The 18,259-nt window shown below is 73.1% G+C and carries 23 protein-coding genes; 10 read left to right on the top strand and 13 right to left on the bottom strand.

The genetic code is table 11. The features are described from left to right. Positions 1–95: 95 nt before the first annotated feature. The 8 genes from ACIP93_RS29640 to ACIP93_RS29605 form a co-directional block, all read right to left on the bottom strand. Positions 96–278 (bottom strand): DUF6257 family protein, encoded by a 183-nt coding sequence (locus tag ACIP93_RS29640; RefSeq protein ID WP_401763520.1) that lies wholly within the window; start codon positions 276–278, stop codon positions 96–98. 19 nt (positions 279–297) lie between these two features. Further along, positions 298–501 carry a hypothetical protein gene (locus ACIP93_RS29635; RefSeq protein WP_401763517.1) on the bottom strand — a complete coding sequence of 68 codons (204 nt, stop codon included), beginning with the start codon at positions 499–501 and terminating at the stop codon, positions 298–300. After that, positions 491–655, bottom strand: a complete 165-nt coding sequence (locus ACIP93_RS29630) for a hypothetical protein (protein ID WP_401763514.1) — start codon at positions 653–655, stop codon at positions 491–493. The genes ACIP93_RS29635 and ACIP93_RS29630 overlap by 11 nt, the downstream gene beginning before the upstream one ends. Positions 656–687: 32 nt before the next feature. Next, entirely contained in the window at positions 688–831 is a 144-nt protein-coding gene (locus ACIP93_RS29625; RefSeq protein WP_401763512.1) for a hypothetical protein, read from the bottom strand. Between the two features lie 80 nt (positions 832–911). Beyond that, positions 912–1,217 (bottom strand): hypothetical protein, encoded by a 306-nt coding sequence (locus ACIP93_RS29620; protein WP_401763509.1) that lies wholly within the window; start codon positions 1,215–1,217, stop codon positions 912–914. Then, on the bottom strand, positions 1,214–2,032 hold the full coding sequence (locus ACIP93_RS29615) for a DUF2637 domain-containing protein (RefSeq protein WP_401763506.1): 819 nt from the start codon (positions 2,030–2,032) through the stop codon (positions 1,214–1,216). The genes ACIP93_RS29620 and ACIP93_RS29615 overlap by 4 nt, the downstream gene beginning before the upstream one ends. A gap of 187 nt (positions 2,033–2,219) precedes the next feature. Then, on the bottom strand, positions 2,220–2,594 hold the full coding sequence (locus ACIP93_RS29610; RefSeq protein ID WP_401763503.1) for a DUF6907 domain-containing protein: 375 nt from the start codon (positions 2,592–2,594) through the stop codon (positions 2,220–2,222). Then, positions 2,591–3,343: a DUF6907 domain-containing protein gene (locus tag ACIP93_RS29605; RefSeq protein ID WP_401763501.1), complete on the bottom strand. Its 753-nt coding sequence runs from the start codon at positions 3,341–3,343 to the stop codon at positions 2,591–2,593. Before ACIP93_RS29605 ends, ACIP93_RS29610 begins: the two co-directional genes overlap by 4 nt. Positions 3,344–3,535: 192 nt before the next feature. Between ACIP93_RS29605 and purB the strand changes: the two genes are divergently transcribed. The 3 genes from purB to ACIP93_RS29590 all read left to right on the top strand — a co-directional run bounded on the left by purB (position 3,536) and on the right by ACIP93_RS29590 (position 6,806). Then, positions 3,536–4,978, top strand: coding sequence for an adenylosuccinate lyase (gene purB / locus ACIP93_RS29600; protein ID WP_401763499.1), 1,443 nt, complete (start codon positions 3,536–3,538; stop codon positions 4,976–4,978). Between the two features lie 7 nt (positions 4,979–4,985). Next, positions 4,986–5,534 (top strand): G/U mismatch-specific DNA glycosylase, encoded by a 549-nt coding sequence (mug, locus tag ACIP93_RS29595; RefSeq protein WP_345225283.1) that lies wholly within the window; start codon positions 4,986–4,988, stop codon positions 5,532–5,534. A gap of 105 nt (positions 5,535–5,639) precedes the next feature. After that, positions 5,640–6,806 carry an ROK family protein gene (locus ACIP93_RS29590; RefSeq protein ID WP_345225275.1) on the top strand — a complete coding sequence of 389 codons (1,167 nt, stop codon included), beginning with the start codon at positions 5,640–5,642 and terminating at the stop codon, positions 6,804–6,806. A 413-nt stretch (positions 6,807–7,219) separates the two neighbouring features. Here the strand turns inward: ACIP93_RS29590 and ACIP93_RS29585 are convergent, their stop codons facing one another. Further along, positions 7,220–7,987: a GntR family transcriptional regulator gene (locus ACIP93_RS29585; RefSeq protein ID WP_401763495.1), complete on the bottom strand. Its 768-nt coding sequence runs from the start codon at positions 7,985–7,987 to the stop codon at positions 7,220–7,222. A 294-nt stretch (positions 7,988–8,281) separates the two neighbouring features. Beyond that, positions 8,282–9,175, bottom strand: coding sequence for an RNA polymerase sigma-70 factor (locus tag ACIP93_RS29580; protein ID WP_401763492.1), 894 nt, complete (start codon positions 9,173–9,175; stop codon positions 8,282–8,284). 157 nt (positions 9,176–9,332) lie between these two features. Between ACIP93_RS29580 and ACIP93_RS29575 the strand changes: the two genes are divergently transcribed. The 4 genes from ACIP93_RS29575 to ACIP93_RS29560 all read left to right on the top strand — a co-directional run bounded on the left by ACIP93_RS29575 (position 9,333) and on the right by ACIP93_RS29560 (position 12,668). After that, the gene (locus tag ACIP93_RS29575) at positions 9,333–10,163 is read left to right on the top strand and encodes an alpha/beta fold hydrolase (protein ID WP_345225269.1); all 831 of its coding nucleotides are present in this window, start codon (positions 9,333–9,335) and stop codon (positions 10,161–10,163) included. A gap of 94 nt (positions 10,164–10,257) precedes the next feature. Then, positions 10,258–10,698: a hypothetical protein gene (locus ACIP93_RS29570; protein ID WP_401763489.1), complete on the top strand. Its 441-nt coding sequence runs from the start codon at positions 10,258–10,260 to the stop codon at positions 10,696–10,698. Continuing rightward, the gene (locus ACIP93_RS29565) at positions 10,695–11,027 is read left to right on the top strand and encodes a transcriptional regulator (RefSeq protein WP_345225265.1); all 333 of its coding nucleotides are present in this window, start codon (positions 10,695–10,697) and stop codon (positions 11,025–11,027) included. The genes ACIP93_RS29570 and ACIP93_RS29565 overlap by 4 nt, the downstream gene beginning before the upstream one ends. 144 nt (positions 11,028–11,171) lie before the next feature. Next, positions 11,172–12,668, top strand: coding sequence for a GNAT family N-acetyltransferase (locus ACIP93_RS29560; protein ID WP_401763486.1), 1,497 nt, complete (start codon positions 11,172–11,174; stop codon positions 12,666–12,668). Here the strand turns inward: ACIP93_RS29560 and ACIP93_RS29555 are convergent. Next, the gene (locus tag ACIP93_RS29555; protein ID WP_401763484.1) at positions 12,598–13,869 is read right to left on the bottom strand and encodes a trans-sulfuration enzyme family protein; all 1,272 of its coding nucleotides are present in this window, start codon (positions 13,867–13,869) and stop codon (positions 12,598–12,600) included. The two genes, ACIP93_RS29560 and ACIP93_RS29555, sit on opposite strands and share 71 nt — an antisense overlap. A gap of 60 nt (positions 13,870–13,929) precedes the next feature. On the opposite strand from ACIP93_RS29555, the gene ACIP93_RS29550 reads away from it, so the two are divergent. Together ACIP93_RS29550 and ACIP93_RS29545 are read left to right on the top strand one after the other, a co-directional pair. Next, positions 13,930–14,445 (top strand): Lrp/AsnC family transcriptional regulator, encoded by a 516-nt coding sequence (locus ACIP93_RS29550; protein ID WP_345225258.1) that lies wholly within the window; start codon positions 13,930–13,932, stop codon positions 14,443–14,445. A gap of 35 nt (positions 14,446–14,480) precedes the next feature. After that, complete coding sequence (locus ACIP93_RS29545) at positions 14,481–16,172, top strand: DUF885 domain-containing protein (protein ID WP_345225255.1); 1,692 nt, start codon at positions 14,481–14,483, stop codon at positions 16,170–16,172. Between the two features lie 52 nt (positions 16,173–16,224). Here the strand turns inward: ACIP93_RS29545 and ACIP93_RS29540 are convergent, their stop codons facing one another. Beyond that, positions 16,225–17,079, bottom strand: coding sequence for an SDR family oxidoreductase (locus ACIP93_RS29540; RefSeq protein ID WP_401763482.1), 855 nt, complete (start codon positions 17,077–17,079; stop codon positions 16,225–16,227). An 80-nt stretch (positions 17,080–17,159) separates the two neighbouring features. Then, on the bottom strand, positions 17,160–17,711 hold the full coding sequence (locus ACIP93_RS29535; RefSeq protein WP_401763480.1) for a rhodanese-like domain-containing protein: 552 nt from the start codon (positions 17,709–17,711) through the stop codon (positions 17,160–17,162). A 93-nt stretch (positions 17,712–17,804) separates the two neighbouring features. Between ACIP93_RS29535 and ACIP93_RS29530 the strand changes: the two genes are divergently transcribed. Then, entirely contained in the window at positions 17,805–18,251 is a 447-nt protein-coding gene (locus ACIP93_RS29530) for an Lrp/AsnC family transcriptional regulator (RefSeq protein WP_345225250.1), read from the top strand. The last annotated feature ends 8 nt before the right edge of the window (positions 18,252–18,259 follow it).

The following is an 18,259-nucleotide window of genomic DNA, read 5'->3' as shown; positions in this document are numbered from 1 at the left end:
ATGGTGATCTCCGGTGTTCCGTTTCGGATTGCGTTACGCCGGGAGCACGGGGCGGCCGGTGATCCTTGGCCGGGTACGGCCGCCCCGTGGCACAGCTAGGTGTTCCTCTCGGCCCGCTTGCGGGCGCCGTCGAGGACGCGCTCGACCTTCCGTTCAAGGTCGGCCTGATAGACGTCGGGCCCGGCGATCTCCCGCTTGCACATCCGGGCCACGTAGTAGGCGACCTTCGCCTTCTCGCCAGGCGTCAGGGGCGGGGCCGGCTGCTTCTGGTAGCTCACGGCGTCGTTCCTTCCGGGGTCAGATCTTGCGCAGTTCGTGGGCGTGGCACAGGACCGGTGCGATCAGCCAACTGATGCGGTCGACCGTCCACCGGCCGTTGGTGAGCGGGCCGGGCGGCACCTCGTCCAGGACACGGCCGGTCTTTCCGGCGGCCCGCGGGTCGTCCTCACACGACACGATCAGCACCTTGTCTCCGCCCCGGAACTGCCCGTCACTCGCCATCAGCGGGCACCCCCTTGCTCGTCTCGGTGATCGCGGCGGCGACGGCCAGCCGCGCCCACACGTCCGCCTGGGCGACAAGGCGGTCCGGCAGGTCGAGGTAGTGGCGGCTGGTCAACAGCTCTTCGGCCTTCTCGCGGTACTGCTCGCTGGTCATGGTGTGCCTTTCGTGGTGACGGTCGAGGTGGGCTACTTGTCGTTGGCGGACGCGTTGAGGTGGGCGTCCATGAGGGTGGCTTCGACGTCGCCGACGTTCCCCTGGACGATCTGGGCGTAGACGTCCTGCGACGCCTCGTGCATCCGCTGGGCGAAGTCGTTCTGCTCCTGCGCCATGGGGGTCTCCTTCTGCAGGGGTCCGGACTGTCCGGCCCCACCGCACCCCCGCGGACAAGCCGCGGGGGACGGAGGGACTGTCAGTCGCGGTCCTTCTGCATGTCCGCCCACACCGACCGCAGGACCAGCACGCACACGGTCAAGGCCACCGCCGAGATGGCCACGGCTACGGCGGACAGGGCCAGGGCGACCATGAACACCGACGCCCCCGCACCCATCGCCACGTACTTCCCCGCGCTCGACTTCGGGGCGGGCGCCGGGTGCTGGCAGGCCGGCGGCTGTGCCACCCGGGCCGCCTCCACCGCGGCGAGCATCATGGCGAACTGCTCCGACTGGCGGGCAGCGGCCAGCGCGTCGGCGGACGCCTTGTTGATGTCGTCGCTCATGACCGGCCCCCCACGACGTCGCGGCGCAACTCGGTCGCCTCTCGGCGGGAGAGACCGAACGCCACACGCAACTGATCGATGGTCACGCCCCGGCCCCCCTCGCTGACCACCTGCATGTGGAGCCTGCGCGCCCGTCGCCGCAGTTCAGTGGGGGTGAGGGTGACCACCTCGGTGACCACCTCCCGCCGGGCCTCGGCCGGTACCGCCGCGGGCACCTTGCTGGTCGTGAAGTCGTCCCAGACAAGCGACTGGGACGGCAGCGCGGGAAGCGTCGGAATGACCGACACAACCGGGTCGGGCAGCCGCTCGACGGTGCACTCCGACATGGGCTCCGCCGGGACCTCGGTGGTCACTTCCGCGGTACCACGAAGGTCATCAACGGGTGCCGCGTGACCGGCAAGCGCCTGATGCACCTGCCGCATCAACGCACCGAACGCCAGGAGTGCGGCCGCCGGTGGTACGGCGGCGACCACGTAGTCCAGCAGTGGCACCGTGGCAGGGTCCCGTGTTCCCGACACCCCCGCCACGTTCAGGACGATGGAGCCCACCGAACCGACAGTGGTCAGTCCGATCGCCCACCAGTCCACCCGCTTCGCCAGCGCGGCCCGCAGCATCAGCAGTTCCCCGGCGACGATGAACAGGTCGAGAGTGGCCGGCCATGCCCACGCCCGTTCGGCGGCACCGCCGAGACCGTGCGCCAACGCCACCTCCGCAAGGTGGGCGTAGGACAGCCAGAACGCCGCCGCGGTCAGGGCGATGATGACCGCCCCCGCCCCGATGGCCAGGCCGCGGGCCGGGTCCTTGGTGAAGGTCATCGGCCTACCTCCGGGAGTGCTTCGCGCACGGCACGATGCGCGAGGAGATTCACGCCGTGGCGGTCACCGGCACGGTTCGCGGAGATCAGCTCCGCGAGGATCACGGGAAGATGCAGACGAGGCCGGGGCGAGCGGGACGCCGCCGCGAGGGCGGCGTCCTCGGTCGGCCGGCGCACCAGACTGGTACTCACCGGCCCACCCCGTTCAGCTTCACGAGACGAGCCGCCATCCGCGGCATGTCGTCGACCGCAAACCGCCAGATCGTCGCGATCAGCCCGTTCAGGCCTGCCGCGTCGAACTCGTGCCACTCCCCGTCGACGTACACGGCCGCCATCACCCGCGTCTCCGTCGAGGAGAACGGCCGCTGGACGAGCGCCATCGACAACACCGGCACCGGGCCGTGACAGGCCGTCTCGACGGTCGCCACGGTCTCCGCGCCCTGGTGCTCGATGTCGACGCGGTACGCCTCCGCCTCGTGCTCACCCACACACCAGGTGGGCTCCGGGATCGTCACCGGGCCGTGGTCCACGGTGTGCACCGTCACGGTGCGCGGGGCGCTCACTGCTCGTACCGGAAGGCCGAGCACACCGTGGCGGCGTGCTTCATCAGCAGGTTCCGGGCGGTGCTCTCGCGGAGCGGCTGCGTCAGGATGCGGGGGAACGTGATGGTCAGCTTCCCGCCGGTCGTGGTGAGCGTGCCGAAGGAGTTCTTCGGCAGCTCCTCCGCGTCACACTCGACGACGACCGCCTCGAACACCTCCAGCAGGTAGCTGACCGGCATCGCCTCGATGTCCGTGGGGGTCAGGCTCTCCCAGCGTCGCGCGGTCACCTTGCGGTCAGCGATGTGCTGCCGGTGGCTCTCGGCGCGGTACTCCCCAAGCTTGTCGCGCAGCCGCATCAGCTCGCTGGTGTGGTCCCGCAACTGGCTGATGACCTGGTCCAGCTCGCGGGCGGTGAGGTACCCGTCCCCGATCAGGTTGTACGCCGAGTCCGGGCTGAACAGGACGTGCGGGTCACGGGCCCGGGGGACGCTGCTGAACGGCTCCTGCCGTACCTCGGCCTCCAGCAGGGTCACGGACCGGCCGCCCTGCAGGGCGAACTCGGCCGCCACGGTCTCGCCCCTGTGAGTCAGCTCGTCCGGGGTGATGCCGATCTTGATGTCGTTGCTGTGGTCGTCGATGCACCAGGACGGGCACGGCACCGACATGAAGCCCCCGCCGATCAGCGGGTACGTGATGGTGCGGTCCGCGACCGCCTCGGCGACGGTCTCGGTCTCGGACGGCTTGACGGGGTTGGATACGGTGATGCTCATGGTTCGACTCCCTGGAGTGAGGGGTTCGGATCTAGGCCCCGTTTCGCTGCTGATACAGCGGGCGGGGTCGCCGTCTCACACACGTCTCACAGACGTGTCACGGTGAGTGCGGCTGGGGAGCATCTGACCTGCGATTTCGTCCTGTCATGGACGGGTCGGGACCCCTGTGGACGCCGGGTAAACTCTGTTCACGTGACTGCTGCAAGTGCGAAGCCTCGCATCCCCAACGTCCTGGCCGGCCGCTACGCCTCCGCGGAGCTCGCCGTCCTGTGGTCCCCCGAGCAGAAGGTCGAGCTGGAGCGCCGGCTGTGGCTGGCCGTGCTGCGTGCGCAGAAGGACCTCGGGATCGAGGTTCCGGACCAGGCGCTCGCCGACTACGAGCGCGTGCTCGACCAGGTCGACCTGGCCTCCATCGCGGAGCGCGAGAAGGTCACGCGCCACGACGTGAAGGCCCGGATCGAGGAGTTCAACGCGCTCGCCGGGCACGAGCAGGTCCACAAGGGCATGACCTCGCGCGACCTCACCGAGAACGTCGAGCAGCTCCAGATCCGGCTCTCCCTGGAGCTGATGCGGGACCGCACGGTCGCCGTGCTCGCGCGGCTGGGCAAGCTGTCGGCGGAGTACGCCGAGCTGGTCATGGCCGGTCGCTCGCACAACGTCGCCGCCCAGGCCACCACCCTCGGCAAGCGCTTCGCGACCGCCGCCGACGAACTGCTCGTCGCGTACGGCCGCCTGGAGGAGCTGCTCGGCCGCTATCCGCTGCGCGGCATCAAGGGCCCGGTCGGCACCGCGCAGGACATGCTCGACCTGCTGGGCGGCGACGCGCAGAAGCTGGCGGAGCTGGAGCAGCGCATCGCCGGCCACCTCGGCTTCGCGCACGCCTTCACCTCGGTCGGCCAGGTCTACCCGCGCTCGCTGGACTACGAGGTGGTGACCGCGCTGGTGCAGCTCGCCGGCGCGCCCTCCTCCGTCGCCAGGACGATCCGTCTGATGGCGGGCCACGAGCTGGTCACCGAGGGCTTCAAGCCCGGCCAGGTCGGCTCGTCGGCGATGCCGCACAAGATGAACACCCGCTCCTGCGAGCGCGTCAACGGCCTCATGGTCGTCCTGCGCGGTTACGCGTCGATGACCGGCGAGCTGGCGGGCGACCAGTGGAACGAGGGCGACGTGTCCTGTTCCGTGGTCCGCCGGGTCGCGCTTCCCGACGCGTTCTTCGCCTTCGACGGCCTGCTGGAGACCTTCCTGACCGTCCTGGACGAGTTCGGCGCGTTCCCGGCCGTCGTCGCGCGCGAGCTGGACCGCTACCTCCCCTTCCTGGCCACGACGAAGGTCCTGATGGCCGCGGTACGGGCGGGCGTCGGCCGGGAGGCCGCGCACGAGGTCATCAAGGAGCACGCGGTGGCCGCCGCGCTGGCCATGCGCGAGCAGGGCGCCGAGCGCAACGAGCTGCTGGACAAGCTCGCCGCCGACGACCGGATGCCGCTGGACCGCGCGCAGCTGGACGAGCTGATGGCGGACAAGCTGTCCTTCACGGGGGCCGCCGGCCAGCAGGTCGGCGTGCTGGTCGCGCGCATCGACGAGATCGTCAAGCAGCACCCCGAGGCCGCGGCGTACACCCCCGGCTCGATCCTGTGAGGTCCCGGTGACTCCCGAGGAGCTGCGGGCCGCCAGTGACCGCGTCATTCCCGACGTGGTCGCGGGCGGCCTGCGCGTGCTGTTCTGCGGCATCAACCCCGGGCTGATGTCGGCGGCCACCGGCCACCACTTCGCCCGCCCCGGCAACCGCTTCTGGCCGGTGCTGCACCGGTCGGGCTTCACCCCGCGCCAGTTGAAGCCGTCCGAGCAGGAGGAGTTGCTCTCGTACGGTCTCGGCATCACCAACGTCGTGGCGCGGGCCAGCGCCCGGGCGGACGAGGTGAGCGCGGAGGAGTTCGTCGAGGGCGGGCGGCTGCTCACCGAGAAGGTGGAACGGCTGGGGCCGACGTGGCTGGCGGTGGTCGGCGTGACCGCGTACCGCACGGCGTTCGACGACAAGAAGGCGCGCATCGGCCCGCAGGAGCGGACCATCGGCGGGGCGCGGGTGTGGGTGCTGCCCAACCCCAGCGGACTCAACGCGCACTGGAGCCTGGAGACGATGGCCGAGGAGTACGGGCGCCTGCGCGCGGCGGCCGAGGACGTCACGGGCGGCTAGCGCCCGGCAACGATCCGGTTCCGCTTTGCACGGTGCGGCTCGCCCCGCGCGTGGCCTGCGGATACGATCCAGCAGCCAGACAAACGTACGAGGCGGGAGGACACGTTGGGGCGGCTGACCGGCGGGGACCCCTCTCTGTTGCGGCGGATCAACTCCGCGGTGGTGCTGCACGCGCTGCGCGGCGCGGACGCGGCCGCCTCCCCCACCCTGACCGACCTGACCCGGGTCACCGGGCTCTCCCGGCCGACCGTCGAGGGCGTCGTCGAGGGCCTCATCGAGACCGGGCTCGCCGTCGAGGCCGAGGCGGAGGAGGGCGGGGCCAAGCGGCAGGGGCGGCCCGCGCGGCGGTTCCGCTTCCGGGCCGAGGCGGGGCACCTGCTGGGCATCGAGATCGGCCCGCACCGGGTGTCGGTGCTGATCTCCGGGCTGGACGGGCGGATCGTCGGCGCGGGATCGCGCGAGGTGGACGAGTCGGCGAGCGCGGACGACCGGCTGGAGCGGGTGCGGACCGTGGTGGCCGACGTGCTGCGCCGGGCCGGGGTGGCGCGCAGCTCACTGCGGGCGGTCGGCGTGGGCAGCCCCGGAATCGTCGAGGCGGACGGCACGGTACGGCTCGGCACGGCGCTTCCCGGCTGGACCGGACTGCCGCTGGGCGAACGGTTGCGGCGGTCCTTCCGCTGCCCGGTGCTGGTGGAGAACGACGCGAACGCCGCGGCGGTGGCCGAGCACTGGAAGGGCGTCGGGCAGGACACCGACGACCTGGTCTTCGTGCTGGCCGGGCTGAGCCCCGGGGCCGGTTCGCTGATCGGCGGACGGCTGCACCGGGGGTACGGCGGGGCGGCGGGCGAGATCGGGGCCCTGCACCTGCTGGGCCGGGAGGCCAGGCCCGAGAGCCTGCTCTCGACGACGGACAAGCCCCTGCACCCGCTGGACGAGCACGCGGTGGCGGCGGTCTTCGCGCAGGCCAAGCGCGGGGACGCGCAGGCGCGGGCGGCCATGGACCGGTTCCTGCAGCGGCTGGTGCACGACGTGGCGGCGCTGGTGCTGGCGCTGGACCCGGAGCTGGTGGTGGTCGGGGGGTGGGCGGCCGGCCTGGACGGCGTCCTGGACCCGCTGCGCTCGGAGCTGGAACGCTTCTGCCTGCGCCCGCCCCGGGTGGCACTCTCGCTGCTCGGCGAGGCGTCGGTGGCGACGGGGGCGTTGCGGCTGGCGCTGGACCATGTGGAGGAGCAGCTCTTCGCGGTGGAGACGACGGTGACGGCCCGCCGCTGAGCGCGTGCGCACCCATCCCACGCCGGACCGCTACTCCGTGCCCCGTCAGGGGCGCGGGGAACTGCGCGACCAGCCACGACGCTCCTGCACGGGACCGTGCACTGGCCGCGCGGCGAGCGCTTTAGGGAAAGGGGCGGGCCCGGGGCCTGTCCTGCGTGAGCAGAACGGGGCTGACGCGTCCGGTGCCGGGGCTGAGCTCACGGCCCTGGCGGAGGAGCGTGCCCGGCGCAGGCGCTCACGCAAGGGGCGGCACCCGGGTGGGCCGGGAGCGGGAGGGGCCGCCCCCTTGGGGCGGCCCCGTCGCCCAAGGGGGCGGGGGAAGGGGGGAGGGGAAGGCGCCCCGTCGCCCAAGGGAGCGGGGCGGGCCCGGCATCCGAGCGGATCAGGGAGGTACTCCGGGCCCGGGCGGTAGGTCAGGAGGCGTGGGCGGTTGGGGTGTCGTGGTGGCTTATCTCCAGGTCACCCGAGTCACCGAAGGTCAACCGGCACGTGTCGGCCCGGTAAGTGGCCACGGACACCGCCGCCGTGCGCCCCGCCGCGAAGTACCGGGTCGTGACGACCAGCACCGGAGCCCCCGGCAACCGGTCCAACTGCTTGGCGTCGTCCGCCCGCGCGGACCCCAGCTCGACCGCCCGGTCCTGTCCCTCAAGGCCGAGCCGCTGGAGCTCGCGCAGCACCGAACGGGCCCGGACCTGCCCCGACGGGGCCTCGATGGCGGGCAGCTCGGGCACGGAGGCGCCGGGCACGTAGAGCAGTTCGGCCGCGACCGGCTGCCCGTGCGTCATCCGCGTCCGCCGCACCACGTGCAGCTCGTCCCCCACGGGGGTCCCGAGCATGCGGCTGACCGCGGCGGGCGGCGCGCCGAGCACGGAGTCGACGGCCACCCAGGCGTCGTCGGCCGTCCCCGGCCAGGTGTGCTGCGAGGTCGACACGTCGACACCCATGCGGGGCGGCGCGACCGTGGTGCCCACGCCCCGGCGGCGCTGCAGACGGCCCTCCAGCTCAAGCTGTTCGAGGGCCTGGCGGAGCGTGGCCCGGGCGACGCCGAAGCGGGCCGCGAGCTCCCGTTCGTTGGGGAGGATCTCGCCGACCGAGAAGTCGGAGTCGAGTGCCTCGCTGAGCACGGTCTTGAGGTGCCAGTACTTCGGCTCCGGCACCGTTTCGAGCTGCGTGGTCCCCACCCTGATCCTCCGCAATCGCCGCGACCCCCGCGGCATTCCGAGACGTCCACCAAGACGCCGTTCCGCGCCCTTGTTTATTAAAGGTCCTTGCACTAACTCTGCGACCATAGGTCGGCCCCCCTACTTGGTCAAGACCAATCCGCTTTCCTTTACGGAGGTTATGGAAGGCGGGGAGCGAAATGCGCGTAGGCCACGGACCGTTCATGAAGCCGCAAACTGCCCCGCACCCGGCGGCCGGATACGGGGCAGCGACGGCGGCAGGGGCGGCGGTCGGCGCGAGAAATCCGGAAGTTGCTATTCCGGGAGCACTGCGGAGAGTTTGTCGGGATTGCGCATGATGTAAACCGTCTGAATGAGTCCCTCGGCCGCATCGATCTGCACCACCCCGTCCACCTCCCCGTCCACCACGATCAGCAGCGCGGGTCCGCCGTTGAGCTCGGCGAAGCGGAACTCCGTGCCGGGGACCGTCTTCTTCGCCACGCCCAGCAGGAAGCGCGCCACCTTGTCCGCGCTCTCCATGACCCGCAGCGAGAGCCGTGCCTTGCCGCCGCCGTCGCCGACCAGCCGCGCCCCGGGGGCCAGCAGCGCGAGCAGCTCGCCGAGGTCGCCGCCGGTCGCGGCGGCGAGGAAGCGCTCGGTGAGATCGCGGCGTTCGGCCGGGTCCACGGCGAAGCGCGGCCTGCGCTCCTCCACGTGCTTGCGCGCGCGGCCCGCGAGCTGGCGCACCGCGGCGTCCGACTTGTCGAGGGCGGCGGCGATCTCCCCGTACGGGAATCCGAAGGCCTCGCGCAGGACGAACACCGCGCGCTCCAGCGGTGAGAGCGATTCGAGGACGACCAGGACGGCGAGGGAGACGGACTCGGCGAGCACGGCGCGTTCGGCGGTGTCGGGGACGTCCGCGGCGAAGTCGGTGGCCAGCGGCTCCGGGAGCCAGGGGCCCACGTACGCCTCGCGCCGCGACTGCACCTGCCGCAGGCGGTCGATGGCCAGGCGGGTGGTGATCCGTACGAGATAGGCGCGCGGCGCGCGGACCTCCTCGCGGTCCTCCGCCGACCAGCGCAGCCACGCCTCCTGCACGACGTCCTCGGCGTCGGCGACGCGGCCCAGCATCCGGTAGGCGACGCCGGTCAGGACGGGACGGTGCTCCTCGAAGAGGGCGGCGGCGCCGGTGGCCGTTTCGGAGGTCATCGTGCCATCCCAGCCCACGGGCCACGCGGTGTCCAGCACGGCGCGAGCGGTGTGCGCCACACTCTTGAACTCCGGGCTACTGGAGAGTAGTTGTTGCTGACAGAGTGTCTAAGGCCGCTCCCCCGGCAGCCCGCTCCCCACCCCCAGGAGTCACCCCATGACCGCCACCGTCGCCTTCGCCGTCGAGTCCCCGGGCGGCCCGCGCACCGCGTCCGTGACGTACGAGCGCCGCGGGCGGGGCGAGCCGCTGCTCCTGCTGCACGGCATCGGGCACCACTGGCAGGCCTGGGAGCCGGTGCTGGGCGCGCTGGCGGCGGAGCGTGACGTGATCGCCGTGGACCTGCCGGGGTTCGGGGCGTCGCCGTCCCTCCCCGAGGGTCTGTCGTACGGCCTGGAGGCGGTCGTTCCGGTACTGGGCGCGTTCTGCCGGGAGCTGGGGGTGGACCGGCCGCACGTCGCCGGCAACTCGCTCGGCGGCCTGCTCGCCCTGGAGATGGGACGGAAGAAGCTGGCGCGGTCGGTGACGGCCCTGTCGCCCGCGGGCTTCTGGACGCCGCCCGAGCGCCGGTACGCCTTCACCGCCCTGCGCGGGATGCGGGCGGCCGCGAAGGCCATGCCGCTGCCGATGATCGAGCGGCTGGCGCGGAGCGAGGCGGGCCGGTTCGCGCTGACCAGCACGATCTACGCCAAGCCCGGCCGCCGCACGCCGGACGCGGTCGTCGCGGAGACCCTGGCGCTGCGGCGGGCGACCGCCTTCGAACCGACGCTGGCGGCGGGGCTGAGCGTGCAGTTCCGGGACGACGTGCGGGAGGTGCCGGTGACGGTGGCGTGGGGGACGAAGGACCGGCTGCTGGTGCGCCGGCAGGGGGTGCGGGCCAAGGGGGTCATGCCCGGGGCGCGGCTGGTGCGGCTGCCGGGGTGCGGGCACGTGCCGATGAACGACGACCCGGCGGCGGTGGCGAGGGTCGTCCTCGACACGAGCCGCTGAGGCCCCGCGGCTTCCGGCGACCGGCTACTTTCCAAAGTGGAAAACAGATGACACCCTGACAACAACACCGGTCTCACGGGACGTTGGGGGAGTCATGAGCGAATACAGCGAATACAGCGAATACACGGACGCGGTCACGGCATTGGGACGGGCGCGGAAGATGGAGGGCGCCGCCCGGCGCGGCAGCAACTGGTACGCGCGCTACCTCCTGGTCTTCGGCGTCGCCCAGTTCGGCTTCGTCCCCCTGGTCGTCCTGTGGCACGGCGCGCTGGCCACCGCCGTCACCATGACCGGGTACGCGGTGATGATCGTCCTGCTGAGCGTGTACGCGGCCGGGCAGCGGACGGCGCGGCGTCATTTCGGCCTCCGGCACGGGCTGCTGATCGGTTCCTGGGCACTGCTCTACGCGGCGACGATCGTGCTGCACGGCCGGGACGGGTGGGCGGACAGCGTGCCGCTCGCCGTCGGGGGCGCCCTGGCCTGCGCACTGCCCCTGCTGGCGGGGGCGGCGTACGAACTGCGGCGGACGGCGTGAGCGGGCAGCAGGCCGGGGCGCACCCCCGGCACGCGCTGGCACCGCTGTTGACCTCACCGGTGCGGCTGTCCGTGGTGGCGGCGCTCGTCCCGCTCGACAAGGCCGACTTCGCCTTCGTGCGCGACCTGGTGGAGGTGTCCGACTCCGTGCTCTCCAAGCAGGTGGCGGCGCTGGAGGAGGCCGGGTGGGTGACCGTGACCAAGGGGCGCGTCGAGCGCCGGGCCCGGACGTGGCTCGCGCTCACGGCGGAGGGGCGGGCGGTGTACGGACGCCACTTGGCCGCCCTCCGGGCCATCGCGGGCGGCCAGGGGCTTGACACCCCCACCTGACCTGGGTGAACGTGTCCCGCCACGGGATCGGTCAGCTTCGGCCGACCGCCGCCGAAAAGGGCGGCGAAACGACCAGAAGCACACTTAACCCATCAGTCACAAACCGTTCGTGATCGCGCAACACCGCTGAGCGAGAGTGCTGCCATGACACACACGCAGTGCCGCACGGCATCCTCTTCCCGGCCCGCCAAGACCCGGCACCGCCACCACTGGCGGCGCGATCTCGTGGAGCTGGCCGCGCTCTTCACGGCGGTGGCGGTCGCCGACTCGATCGCGAACATGATCGTGCACGGTCCCGACGGTCCCGTGCTGCTCGTGGCGTCGGCGGTGGCGCTCGCCGGCACCGCCGGGTTCCACACCTGGTGGGCCAGGAAGCACGGGCACGCGCCCCCGCCGACGCCGCCGACCGATCCCGGGGCGGCCGCGGCTCCGGCCGCCGAAGCCGCCGGAAGCACGGGAACCGCCAAAAGCGCCGCAGCCGTCGCGGCCACGGGAACCGGCGACGCCCCGGAGCGGGGTGGGACCGCGCTGTGGCGGATGCGCACCACGGTCAAGGACGAGCCGGGGTCGCTGGCCGCGCTGTGCACGGTCCTCGCGCGGCTGGAGGTCGACATCCTCACCCTCCAGGCCCACCCGCTGGGCGCCGGCACGGTGGACGAGCTGCTGCTCAGGGCGCCCGCCGAGGTGCAGATCCGGGACCTGTCCCGGGAGGTCGCGGCCGCCGGGGGGCGCGACACCTGGCTGGAGCGGGCCGACGCGCACGACCTCGTGGACGCGCCGGCCCGGGTGCTCGGGCTCGCCACCCGGACCGCTCTCGATGCCGCCGAACTGCCGCTCGCGCTGCGCCAGTTGCTCGGCCGGTGCACCATCCACTCGCTGCCCGCCACCACCCTCACCGGCCGGCCGTCGGGGCACACCGCTCCCGTGGAGGGCGTGCTCGAAGGAACCGTGATGCGGTTCGGGGACCCGTCCGGCGGGGGGATCACCGTGGAGCGGCCGTACCTGCCGTTCACGCCCACCGAGTTCGCGCGGGCCAGGGCGCTGGTGGAGCTGGACGCCCGGCTCGGGCCGCGGGTGCCGCGCAGCCAGGACGTGCTGACGCTGCCCGAGGGCAACGCCATCACCGTCCGGCGGGCCGGGCCCGACGACCTCGAAGCGGCGCTCGCCCTGCACGGGCGCTGCTCCGAGCGGACCCTGAACCTCCGCTACCACGGCCCGGTCGGCGACGCGGACCGCTACCTCACCCACCTGCTCAGCCCCCGCTACGGCCGCACCCTGGCCGTGCAGACCGCGTCCGGGCGGCTCGTCGCCCTCGGCCATCTGCTGTGGGACGGCGACGAGACCGAGGTGGCCCTGCTCGTCGAGGACGCCTGGCAGCGCAGGGGCATCGGCTCCGAGCTGCTCGGGCGGCTGGTGGGACTGGCCGCCGAGGCGGACTGCGAGAGCGTGTACGCCGTCACCCAGGCCTCCAACACCGGCATGGTCGCCGCGATGCGCGGTCTCGAACTGCCGCTGGACTACCAGATCGAGGAAGGCACGCTGGTGGTGACGGCCCGGCTCGGCTCCCCCGTCACGCCGGAACGCCTTCGGCTCGCGCCGGGGGAAGGCCTCCCGTACGTCCCCGGCCCCGATCGGGGCTGAGGCCGGCGGGGAGCGGGGAGTCGAGGCCCTGGCGGGCGGCCGGTGCGGAACCGGCCGCCGCCAGGGCCTCGCACAGATCGCGCCACAGGTCCTCGACGTCCTCCAGCCCGACCGACATCCGCAGCAGCCGGTCGCTGACGCCCGCCGAGCGCCGGTCCGGTTCGGCCACGATCCGGTGGCTGATGGAGGCCGGGTGCTGGATCAGGGTGTCGACGCTGCCGAGGCTGACGGCCGGGGTGATCAGGCGGACGCCCGCGATCACCGCGTGCGGGTCCCCGTACACCTCGAAGGCGACCATCGCGCCGCCCAGCTCGGGGTAGTGGACGCGGGCGACGCGCGGGTCGGCGGCGAGGCGGCGGGCCAGCTCGGAGGCGTTCGCGGAGGCGGCCCGCATCCGCACCGGGAGCGTGGACAGACCGCGCAGCAGGAGGTAGCCGGCGAGCGGGTGCAGCACCCCGCCGGTGGCGAACCGCACCTGGCGCAACCGCCGCGCGAACTCCTCGTCGCAGGCCACCACCCCGGCCAGCACGTCGCCGTGCCCGCCCAGGTACTTGGTGGCGCTGTGCAGGACCAGGCGCGCCCCGTGCTCGACCGGGCGTTGCAGCACCGGCGTCGCGAAGGTGCTGTCGACCAGCAGCGGAACCGAGCCGCAGGCCGCGGCGACCGCCGCGATGTCGATCTCCGCGAGCGTCGGGTTGGCCGGGGTCTCGACCATCACCAGGCCCGTGTCGGGGCGGATCGCCTCCGCGATGCCCGCCGGGTCGGTGCGGTCGACCCAGGTGACCTCGGTGCCCAGCAGCCCGGCCGTGAGGAGGTGGTCGCTGCATCCGTAGAGCGGGCGCACCGCCACCACGTGCCGCAGTCCCGCCGACGCCCGCACCAGCAGGACGGCGGTCAGCGCGGCCATGCCGCTGGCGAACGCGACGGAGGCGTCGGTGCCTTCGAGCCGGGCGAGCGCCTCCTCGAAGCGGGCGGTCGTCGGGTTGTCGAGACGGGCGTAGACCGGCGGCCCTTCGGGCAGTTCGCCGGTCGTGGCGAAGGCGTCGATGCGGGCGGCCTCCGCCCGGCTGTCGTGGGAGGGGTACGTCGTGGAGAGGTCGAGCGGCACGGCGTGCACGCCCAGCGCGGCGAGGTCTTCGCGGCCGGCGTGAACCGCCTGGGTGGCGAGGGCCCGGGGTGCGGGCGAGGAGGCTGCGGTCATGGGTCGCAGTCTGAACACCTGACGGGCCAATGCGTCGAACTCCCGTGCTACGTTCGGCGGATGGCTGATTCCGTCGTACTGGACACGGTCGACCTGCACATTCTGCGCCTGCTGCAGAACGACGCCCGGACGACGTACCGCGACCTCGCCGCCGAGGTCGGCGTCGCCCCCTCCACCTGCCTGGACCGGGTGGCCCGGCTGCGCCGCTCCGGTGTGATCCTGGGCCACCAGCTGCGGCTCGACCCGGCGAAGCTGGGGCGCGGCATCGAGGCGCTGCTGCTGGTGCAGGTGCGCCCGCACCGGCGGGAGCTGATCGGCCCGTTCGTGGAACGGATCAGGGCGCTGCCCGAGTCGCGCGCGCTGTTCCACCTGACGGGGCCGGACGACTACCTGGTGCAGGTGGCGGTGGCGGACACCGCCGACCTCCAGCGCCTCGTCCTGGACGAGTTCACCTCCCGGCGCGAGGTCGCCCGGGTGGAGACCCGGCTGGTCTTCCAGCAGTGGGACTGCGGGCCCCTGCTGCCCCCGGCGTCCGCGCAGGTCACGGGGCGGCCGGGGGCAGTCGCGGAACACTAGTGACGCGGACCCCCTTCTCGTACGAGGATGTCCGCATGTCAGACAACAGCACCCTTCGCACCCCGCTCCCGCGCGAGGTCGCCGACGCGTACGTCGACGCCCTGATCGCCCTCGACCCGGTTCTCGGCACCAGCCTCGGGGTCCGGGCGAGCAACCGCTCACTGCCCGACTACTCCCCCGAGGGCCGCCAGGCCGTCGCGGAACTGGCCCGGCACACCCTCGCCGTCCTGGACGAGGCGGAGCAGCGGCCGGAGGCGGACACCGAGGCCGAACGGCGCTGCGGACGGCTGCTGCGCGAGCGGCTGACCGCCGAGCTCGCGGTGCACGCGGCGCGGGAGGACCTGCGCGCGGTCAGCAACATCCACTCCCCCGCGCACACCGTCCGCGAGGTCTTCACCCTCAACCCGACCGAGACCGACGAGGACTGGGCGGACATCGCCGAGCGCCTGCGCGGCGTCCCGGCCGCCTTCGAGGGCTACCGGCAGTGCCTGGAACTCGGCCTGGAGCAGGGCCTGCTGGGCGGCCCGCGCCCCACCGCCACGTTCGTCGAGCAGCTCACCGAGTGGGCGGGCCGGGAGCGCGGCTGGTTCGAGGAGTTCGCGGCCGACGGCCCCGCTTCGCTGCGCGCGGAGCTGGACGAGGCGGCCCGTGCGGCGACGGCGTCGGTGGTGGCGCTGCGCGACTGGATGCGGGACGTGTACGCCCCCGCCGTGCAGGACGCGCCCGACGCCGTGGGCCGTGAGCGGTACGCGGTGTGGGCGCGCGCCTTCAACGGCGCCGACCTGGACCTGGACGAGGCGTACGCGTACGGCTGGGCGGAGTACCACCGCCTGCTCGCCGAGATGCGGACCGAGGCCGAGAAGGTCCTGCCCGGAGCCGGGACCCCGTGGGCCGCTCTGGCCTGGCTGGACGAGCACGGCACGCACATCGAGGGCGTCGAGGAGGTGCGGGTCTGGCTCCAGGCGCTGATGGACGAGGCGATCGACTCTCTCGACGGCACCCACTTCGACCTCGCCGAGCGGGTGCGCAGGGTGGAGTCCCGGATCGCCCCCGCGGGCGGCGCGGCGGCCCCGTACTACACCAGCCCCTCCGAGGACTTCTCCCGCCCGGGCATCACCTGGCTGCCCACCATGGGCGAGACGCGGTTCCCGGTGTACGACCTGGTGTCGACCTGGTACCACGAGGGCGTGCCGGGCCACCACCTCCAGCTCGCCCAGTGGGCGCACGTCGCCGACCAGTTGTCGCGCTACCAGGCGTCGGTCGGTCTGGTGAGCGCCAACGCCGAGGGGTGGGCGCTGTACGCGGAGCGGCTGATGGACGAGCTGGGCTTCCTGAAGGACGCCGAGCAGCGGCTCGGCTACCTGGACGCCCAGATGATGCGCTCGACGCGGATCATCGTGGACATCGGCATGCACCTGGAGCTGGAGATCCCGGCGGACTCGCCGTTCCACCCGGGCGAGCGGTGGACGCCGGACCTGGCCCAGGAGTTCTTCGGGATGCACAGCGGGCGGCCCGCGGACTTCGTGGAGAGCGAGCTGACCCGGTACCTGTCGATGCCGGGCCAGGCGATCGGCTACAAGCTGGGCGAGCGGGCCTGGCTGAAGGGCCGTGAGAACGCGCGGGCCGCGCACGGGGAGTCCTTCGACCTGAAGGCGTGGCACATGGCGGCGCTGTCGCAGGGGTCGCTGGGGCTGGACGACCTGGTGGACGAGCTGTCGAAGCTCTGAGCCGTCGAACGGGGGCGGGGGCGGCCGGCCGAGGAGGTTTCCGGCGCGGGTCTCAACCGCGCCGGAAACCGCCCTCCGAGTCGATGACCTGGCCGGTCACCCAGGCCGCTTCGTCGGTGGCCAGCCAGGCGAGCAGCCGGGCCGGGTCGTCGGGCAGGCCCCAGCGGCCCGCCGGGAACATCGACGCGACGGCGGCGTGCGGCCCGCCGGACAGGTAGCCCGTGTCGACCGGGCCCGGGTTGACCGCGTTCACGGTGACCCGGAGGTCGGCGAAGGCCGTGGCCAGGCTGCGGGTCACGGAGGCGAGGGCGCCCTTGGCGAGGGCGTAGGCCAGTTCCCCGGGCATGCCGCCGCCGTGGTCCTGGCCCGAGGTCATCAGGAGCAGGCGTCCGCCCGGGGCCCGCGCCGGCCGGGCGGCGCGCAGTCGGGCGTAGGCCTGGGCGAGCAGGATCACCGAGCGGGTGTCGGTGGCCCAGTGGGCGTCGAGCATGTCCGCGTCGATCTCGTCGAGGGTGCCGTCCGAGCCGCTGAGGGCGTGGTTGGCGACCAGGACGTCCAAGCGCCCGCCGAGGGCTTCGGCGGCGGTGGCGACCAGGGCGGCGGGGGCCTCGGGGGCGCTCAGGTCGCCCGGGCCGTGGGCGACGACCGCGTCGGGGTCGCTGCGGGCCTCGCGGACGCCAGCGGCCACTCCTTCGGGGCCCTCGGGGTCCGCGCCCCACGGCTGGGCGGCGTCGTGCGGGACGTGGTGGTGCAGATAGACGCTCGCCCCGTACGCGGCGAGCCGCCGGGCCACCGCGCAGCCGATGCCGCCGCGCCGGCTGGCGCCGGTGACGAGTGCGGTACGGCCCAGGAGAGGGCGCGGGTCGCGTCGGAGGTCTTCGGCGGCGGGGTGCTGGAGCTCGGGCATGACCCGGATCCTCTCGAAGCGGGCACCTCCGCGCCACCGGATTCCCGGCCGCCGCGGGGTGTCCGGCGGCCCCGGGGGCGTCAGCAGCCGCAGTCGTCCGGGCCGGCCGGGGCGGTTAGCGGGTCGGCGGCGGGGGTCACTGGGCCTGCCCCGGTCTCGTACGTGAACCCCTCGCGGATCCAGTACTCCATGCCGCCGAGCATCTCCTTCACCGGGTAACCGAGTCGGGCCAGGGCGAGGGCGGCGCGGGTGGCGCCGTTGCAGCCGGGCCCCCAGCAGTAGGTGACGACGGGGACGCTCCGGTCGAGGAGGCGTTCGGCCTGCTCGGGGATGAGGGCGTTCGGCAGGTGCAGGGCGCCGGGGACGCGGCCCTGGTTCCAGGAGGCGGTGCTGCGGGTGTCGACGACGACGAAGCCGGGGTCCGCGCCGGTGGCGGCGGCAGCGGCCAGGGTGGCGGCGACGTCGGAGACGTCCGCGTGGAAGGCGAGGTCGGCGGCGAAGTACGCGGCGGCGTCGGCGGGGGCCGCGGGCGGGGTCTGGAGCACGGGGTTGGCGGCCGGCACGGCGGGTGCGGCGGGAGTGAGTGCGACGGTGGCTGCGGAGGCGACGGGGTGCGTCGTGGTGTCGGTCATGACCAGAAATCTACGGTCGGCGATCCGTCCGCTGAAGTGGATTCCCCCGGCGCTCCTCTTGATCTGCCGGGGATTCCCCTGTTGTCTGTGCGCATGACCGGATATTCCCCGGACGCCACGGACTGGCGCATCCTGGAAGCCCTGCAAGCCGAAGGCCGCGCCACGTTCGCGGAGTTGGCGCGGACCGTCTCGATGTCGTCCAGCGCGGTGACCGAGCGCGTGCGCCGCCTGGAGGAGGCGGGCGTGATCTCGGGGTACGCCGCCGTGGTCGAGCCGGAGCGGATCGGCATGCCGATCCTCGCCTTCGTCCGGCTGCGCTACCCGCACGGCAACTACAAGCCCTTCCACGACCTCCTCGACGTGACGCGGGAGGTGCTGGAGGCGCACCACGTCACCGGCGACGACTGCTTCGTGCTGAAGGTCGCCGCCCGGTCGATGCGGCACCTGGAGGAGGTGGCCGGGCGGATCGGGGCGCTCGGTTCGGTGACGACCAGCGTGGTGTACTCCTCGCCGCTGCCGCGCCGGGCGATCAGCCCCTGATCCGCGCT

The sequence above is a fragment of the Streptomyces sp. NPDC088745 genome, from assembly GCF_044751045.1.
GTDB classification, from domain to species: Bacteria; Actinomycetota; Actinomycetes; order Streptomycetales; family Streptomycetaceae; genus Streptomyces; species Streptomyces cremeus.
The sequence above is the reverse complement of the archived record's forward strand: the minus strand, read 5'-3'. Positions and strand labels throughout refer to the sequence as shown.

What these genes read in the sequence shown, in the direction of transcription:
- ACIP93_RS29580 (WP_401763492.1), bottom strand. Translation starts at nt 9,175, where the DNA reads ATGACCTCCGAAACGGCCACCGGCGCCGCCGCCCTCTTCGAGGAGCAC.
- ACIP93_RS29530 (WP_345225250.1), top strand. Translation starts at nt 17,805, where the DNA reads ATGACCGGATATTCCCCGGACGCCACGGACTGGCGCATCCTGGAAGCC.
- ACIP93_RS29635 (WP_401763517.1), bottom strand. Translation starts at nt 501, where the DNA reads ATGGCGAGTGACGGGCAGTTCCGGGGCGGAGACAAGGTGCTGATCGTG.
- ACIP93_RS29620 (WP_401763509.1), bottom strand. Translation starts at nt 1,217, where the DNA reads ATGAGCGACGACATCAACAAGGCGTCCGCCGACGCGCTGGCCGCTGCC.
- ACIP93_RS29605 (WP_401763501.1), bottom strand. Translation starts at nt 3,343, where the DNA reads ATGAGCATCACCGTATCCAACCCCGTCAAGCCGTCCGAGACCGAGACC.
- ACIP93_RS29570 (WP_401763489.1), top strand. Translation starts at nt 10,258, where the DNA reads ATGAGCGAATACAGCGAATACAGCGAATACACGGACGCGGTCACGGCA.
- ACIP93_RS29550 (WP_345225258.1), top strand. Translation starts at nt 13,930, where the DNA reads ATGGCTGATTCCGTCGTACTGGACACGGTCGACCTGCACATTCTGCGC.
- ACIP93_RS29555 (WP_401763484.1), bottom strand. Translation starts at nt 13,869, where the DNA reads ATGACCGCAGCCTCCTCGCCCGCACCCCGGGCCCTCGCCACCCAGGCG.
- ACIP93_RS29560 (WP_401763486.1), top strand. Translation starts at nt 11,172, where the DNA reads ATGACACACACGCAGTGCCGCACGGCATCCTCTTCCCGGCCCGCCAAG.
- ACIP93_RS29545 (WP_345225255.1), top strand. Translation starts at nt 14,481, where the DNA reads ATGTCAGACAACAGCACCCTTCGCACCCCGCTCCCGCGCGAGGTCGCC.
- ACIP93_RS29615 (WP_401763506.1), bottom strand. Translation starts at nt 2,032, where the DNA reads ATGACCTTCACCAAGGACCCGGCCCGCGGCCTGGCCATCGGGGCGGGG.
- ACIP93_RS29535 (WP_401763480.1), bottom strand. Translation starts at nt 17,711, where the DNA reads ATGACCGACACCACGACGCACCCCGTCGCCTCCGCAGCCACCGTCGCA.
- ACIP93_RS29625 (WP_401763512.1), bottom strand. Translation starts at nt 831, where the DNA reads ATGGCGCAGGAGCAGAACGACTTCGCCCAGCGGATGCACGAGGCGTCG.
- ACIP93_RS29540 (WP_401763482.1), bottom strand. Translation starts at nt 17,079, where the DNA reads ATGCCCGAGCTCCAGCACCCCGCCGCCGAAGACCTCCGACGCGACCCG.
- ACIP93_RS29575 (WP_345225269.1), top strand. Translation starts at nt 9,333, where the DNA reads ATGACCGCCACCGTCGCCTTCGCCGTCGAGTCCCCGGGCGGCCCGCGC.
- ACIP93_RS29630 (WP_401763514.1), bottom strand. Translation starts at nt 655, where the DNA reads ATGACCAGCGAGCAGTACCGCGAGAAGGCCGAAGAGCTGTTGACCAGC.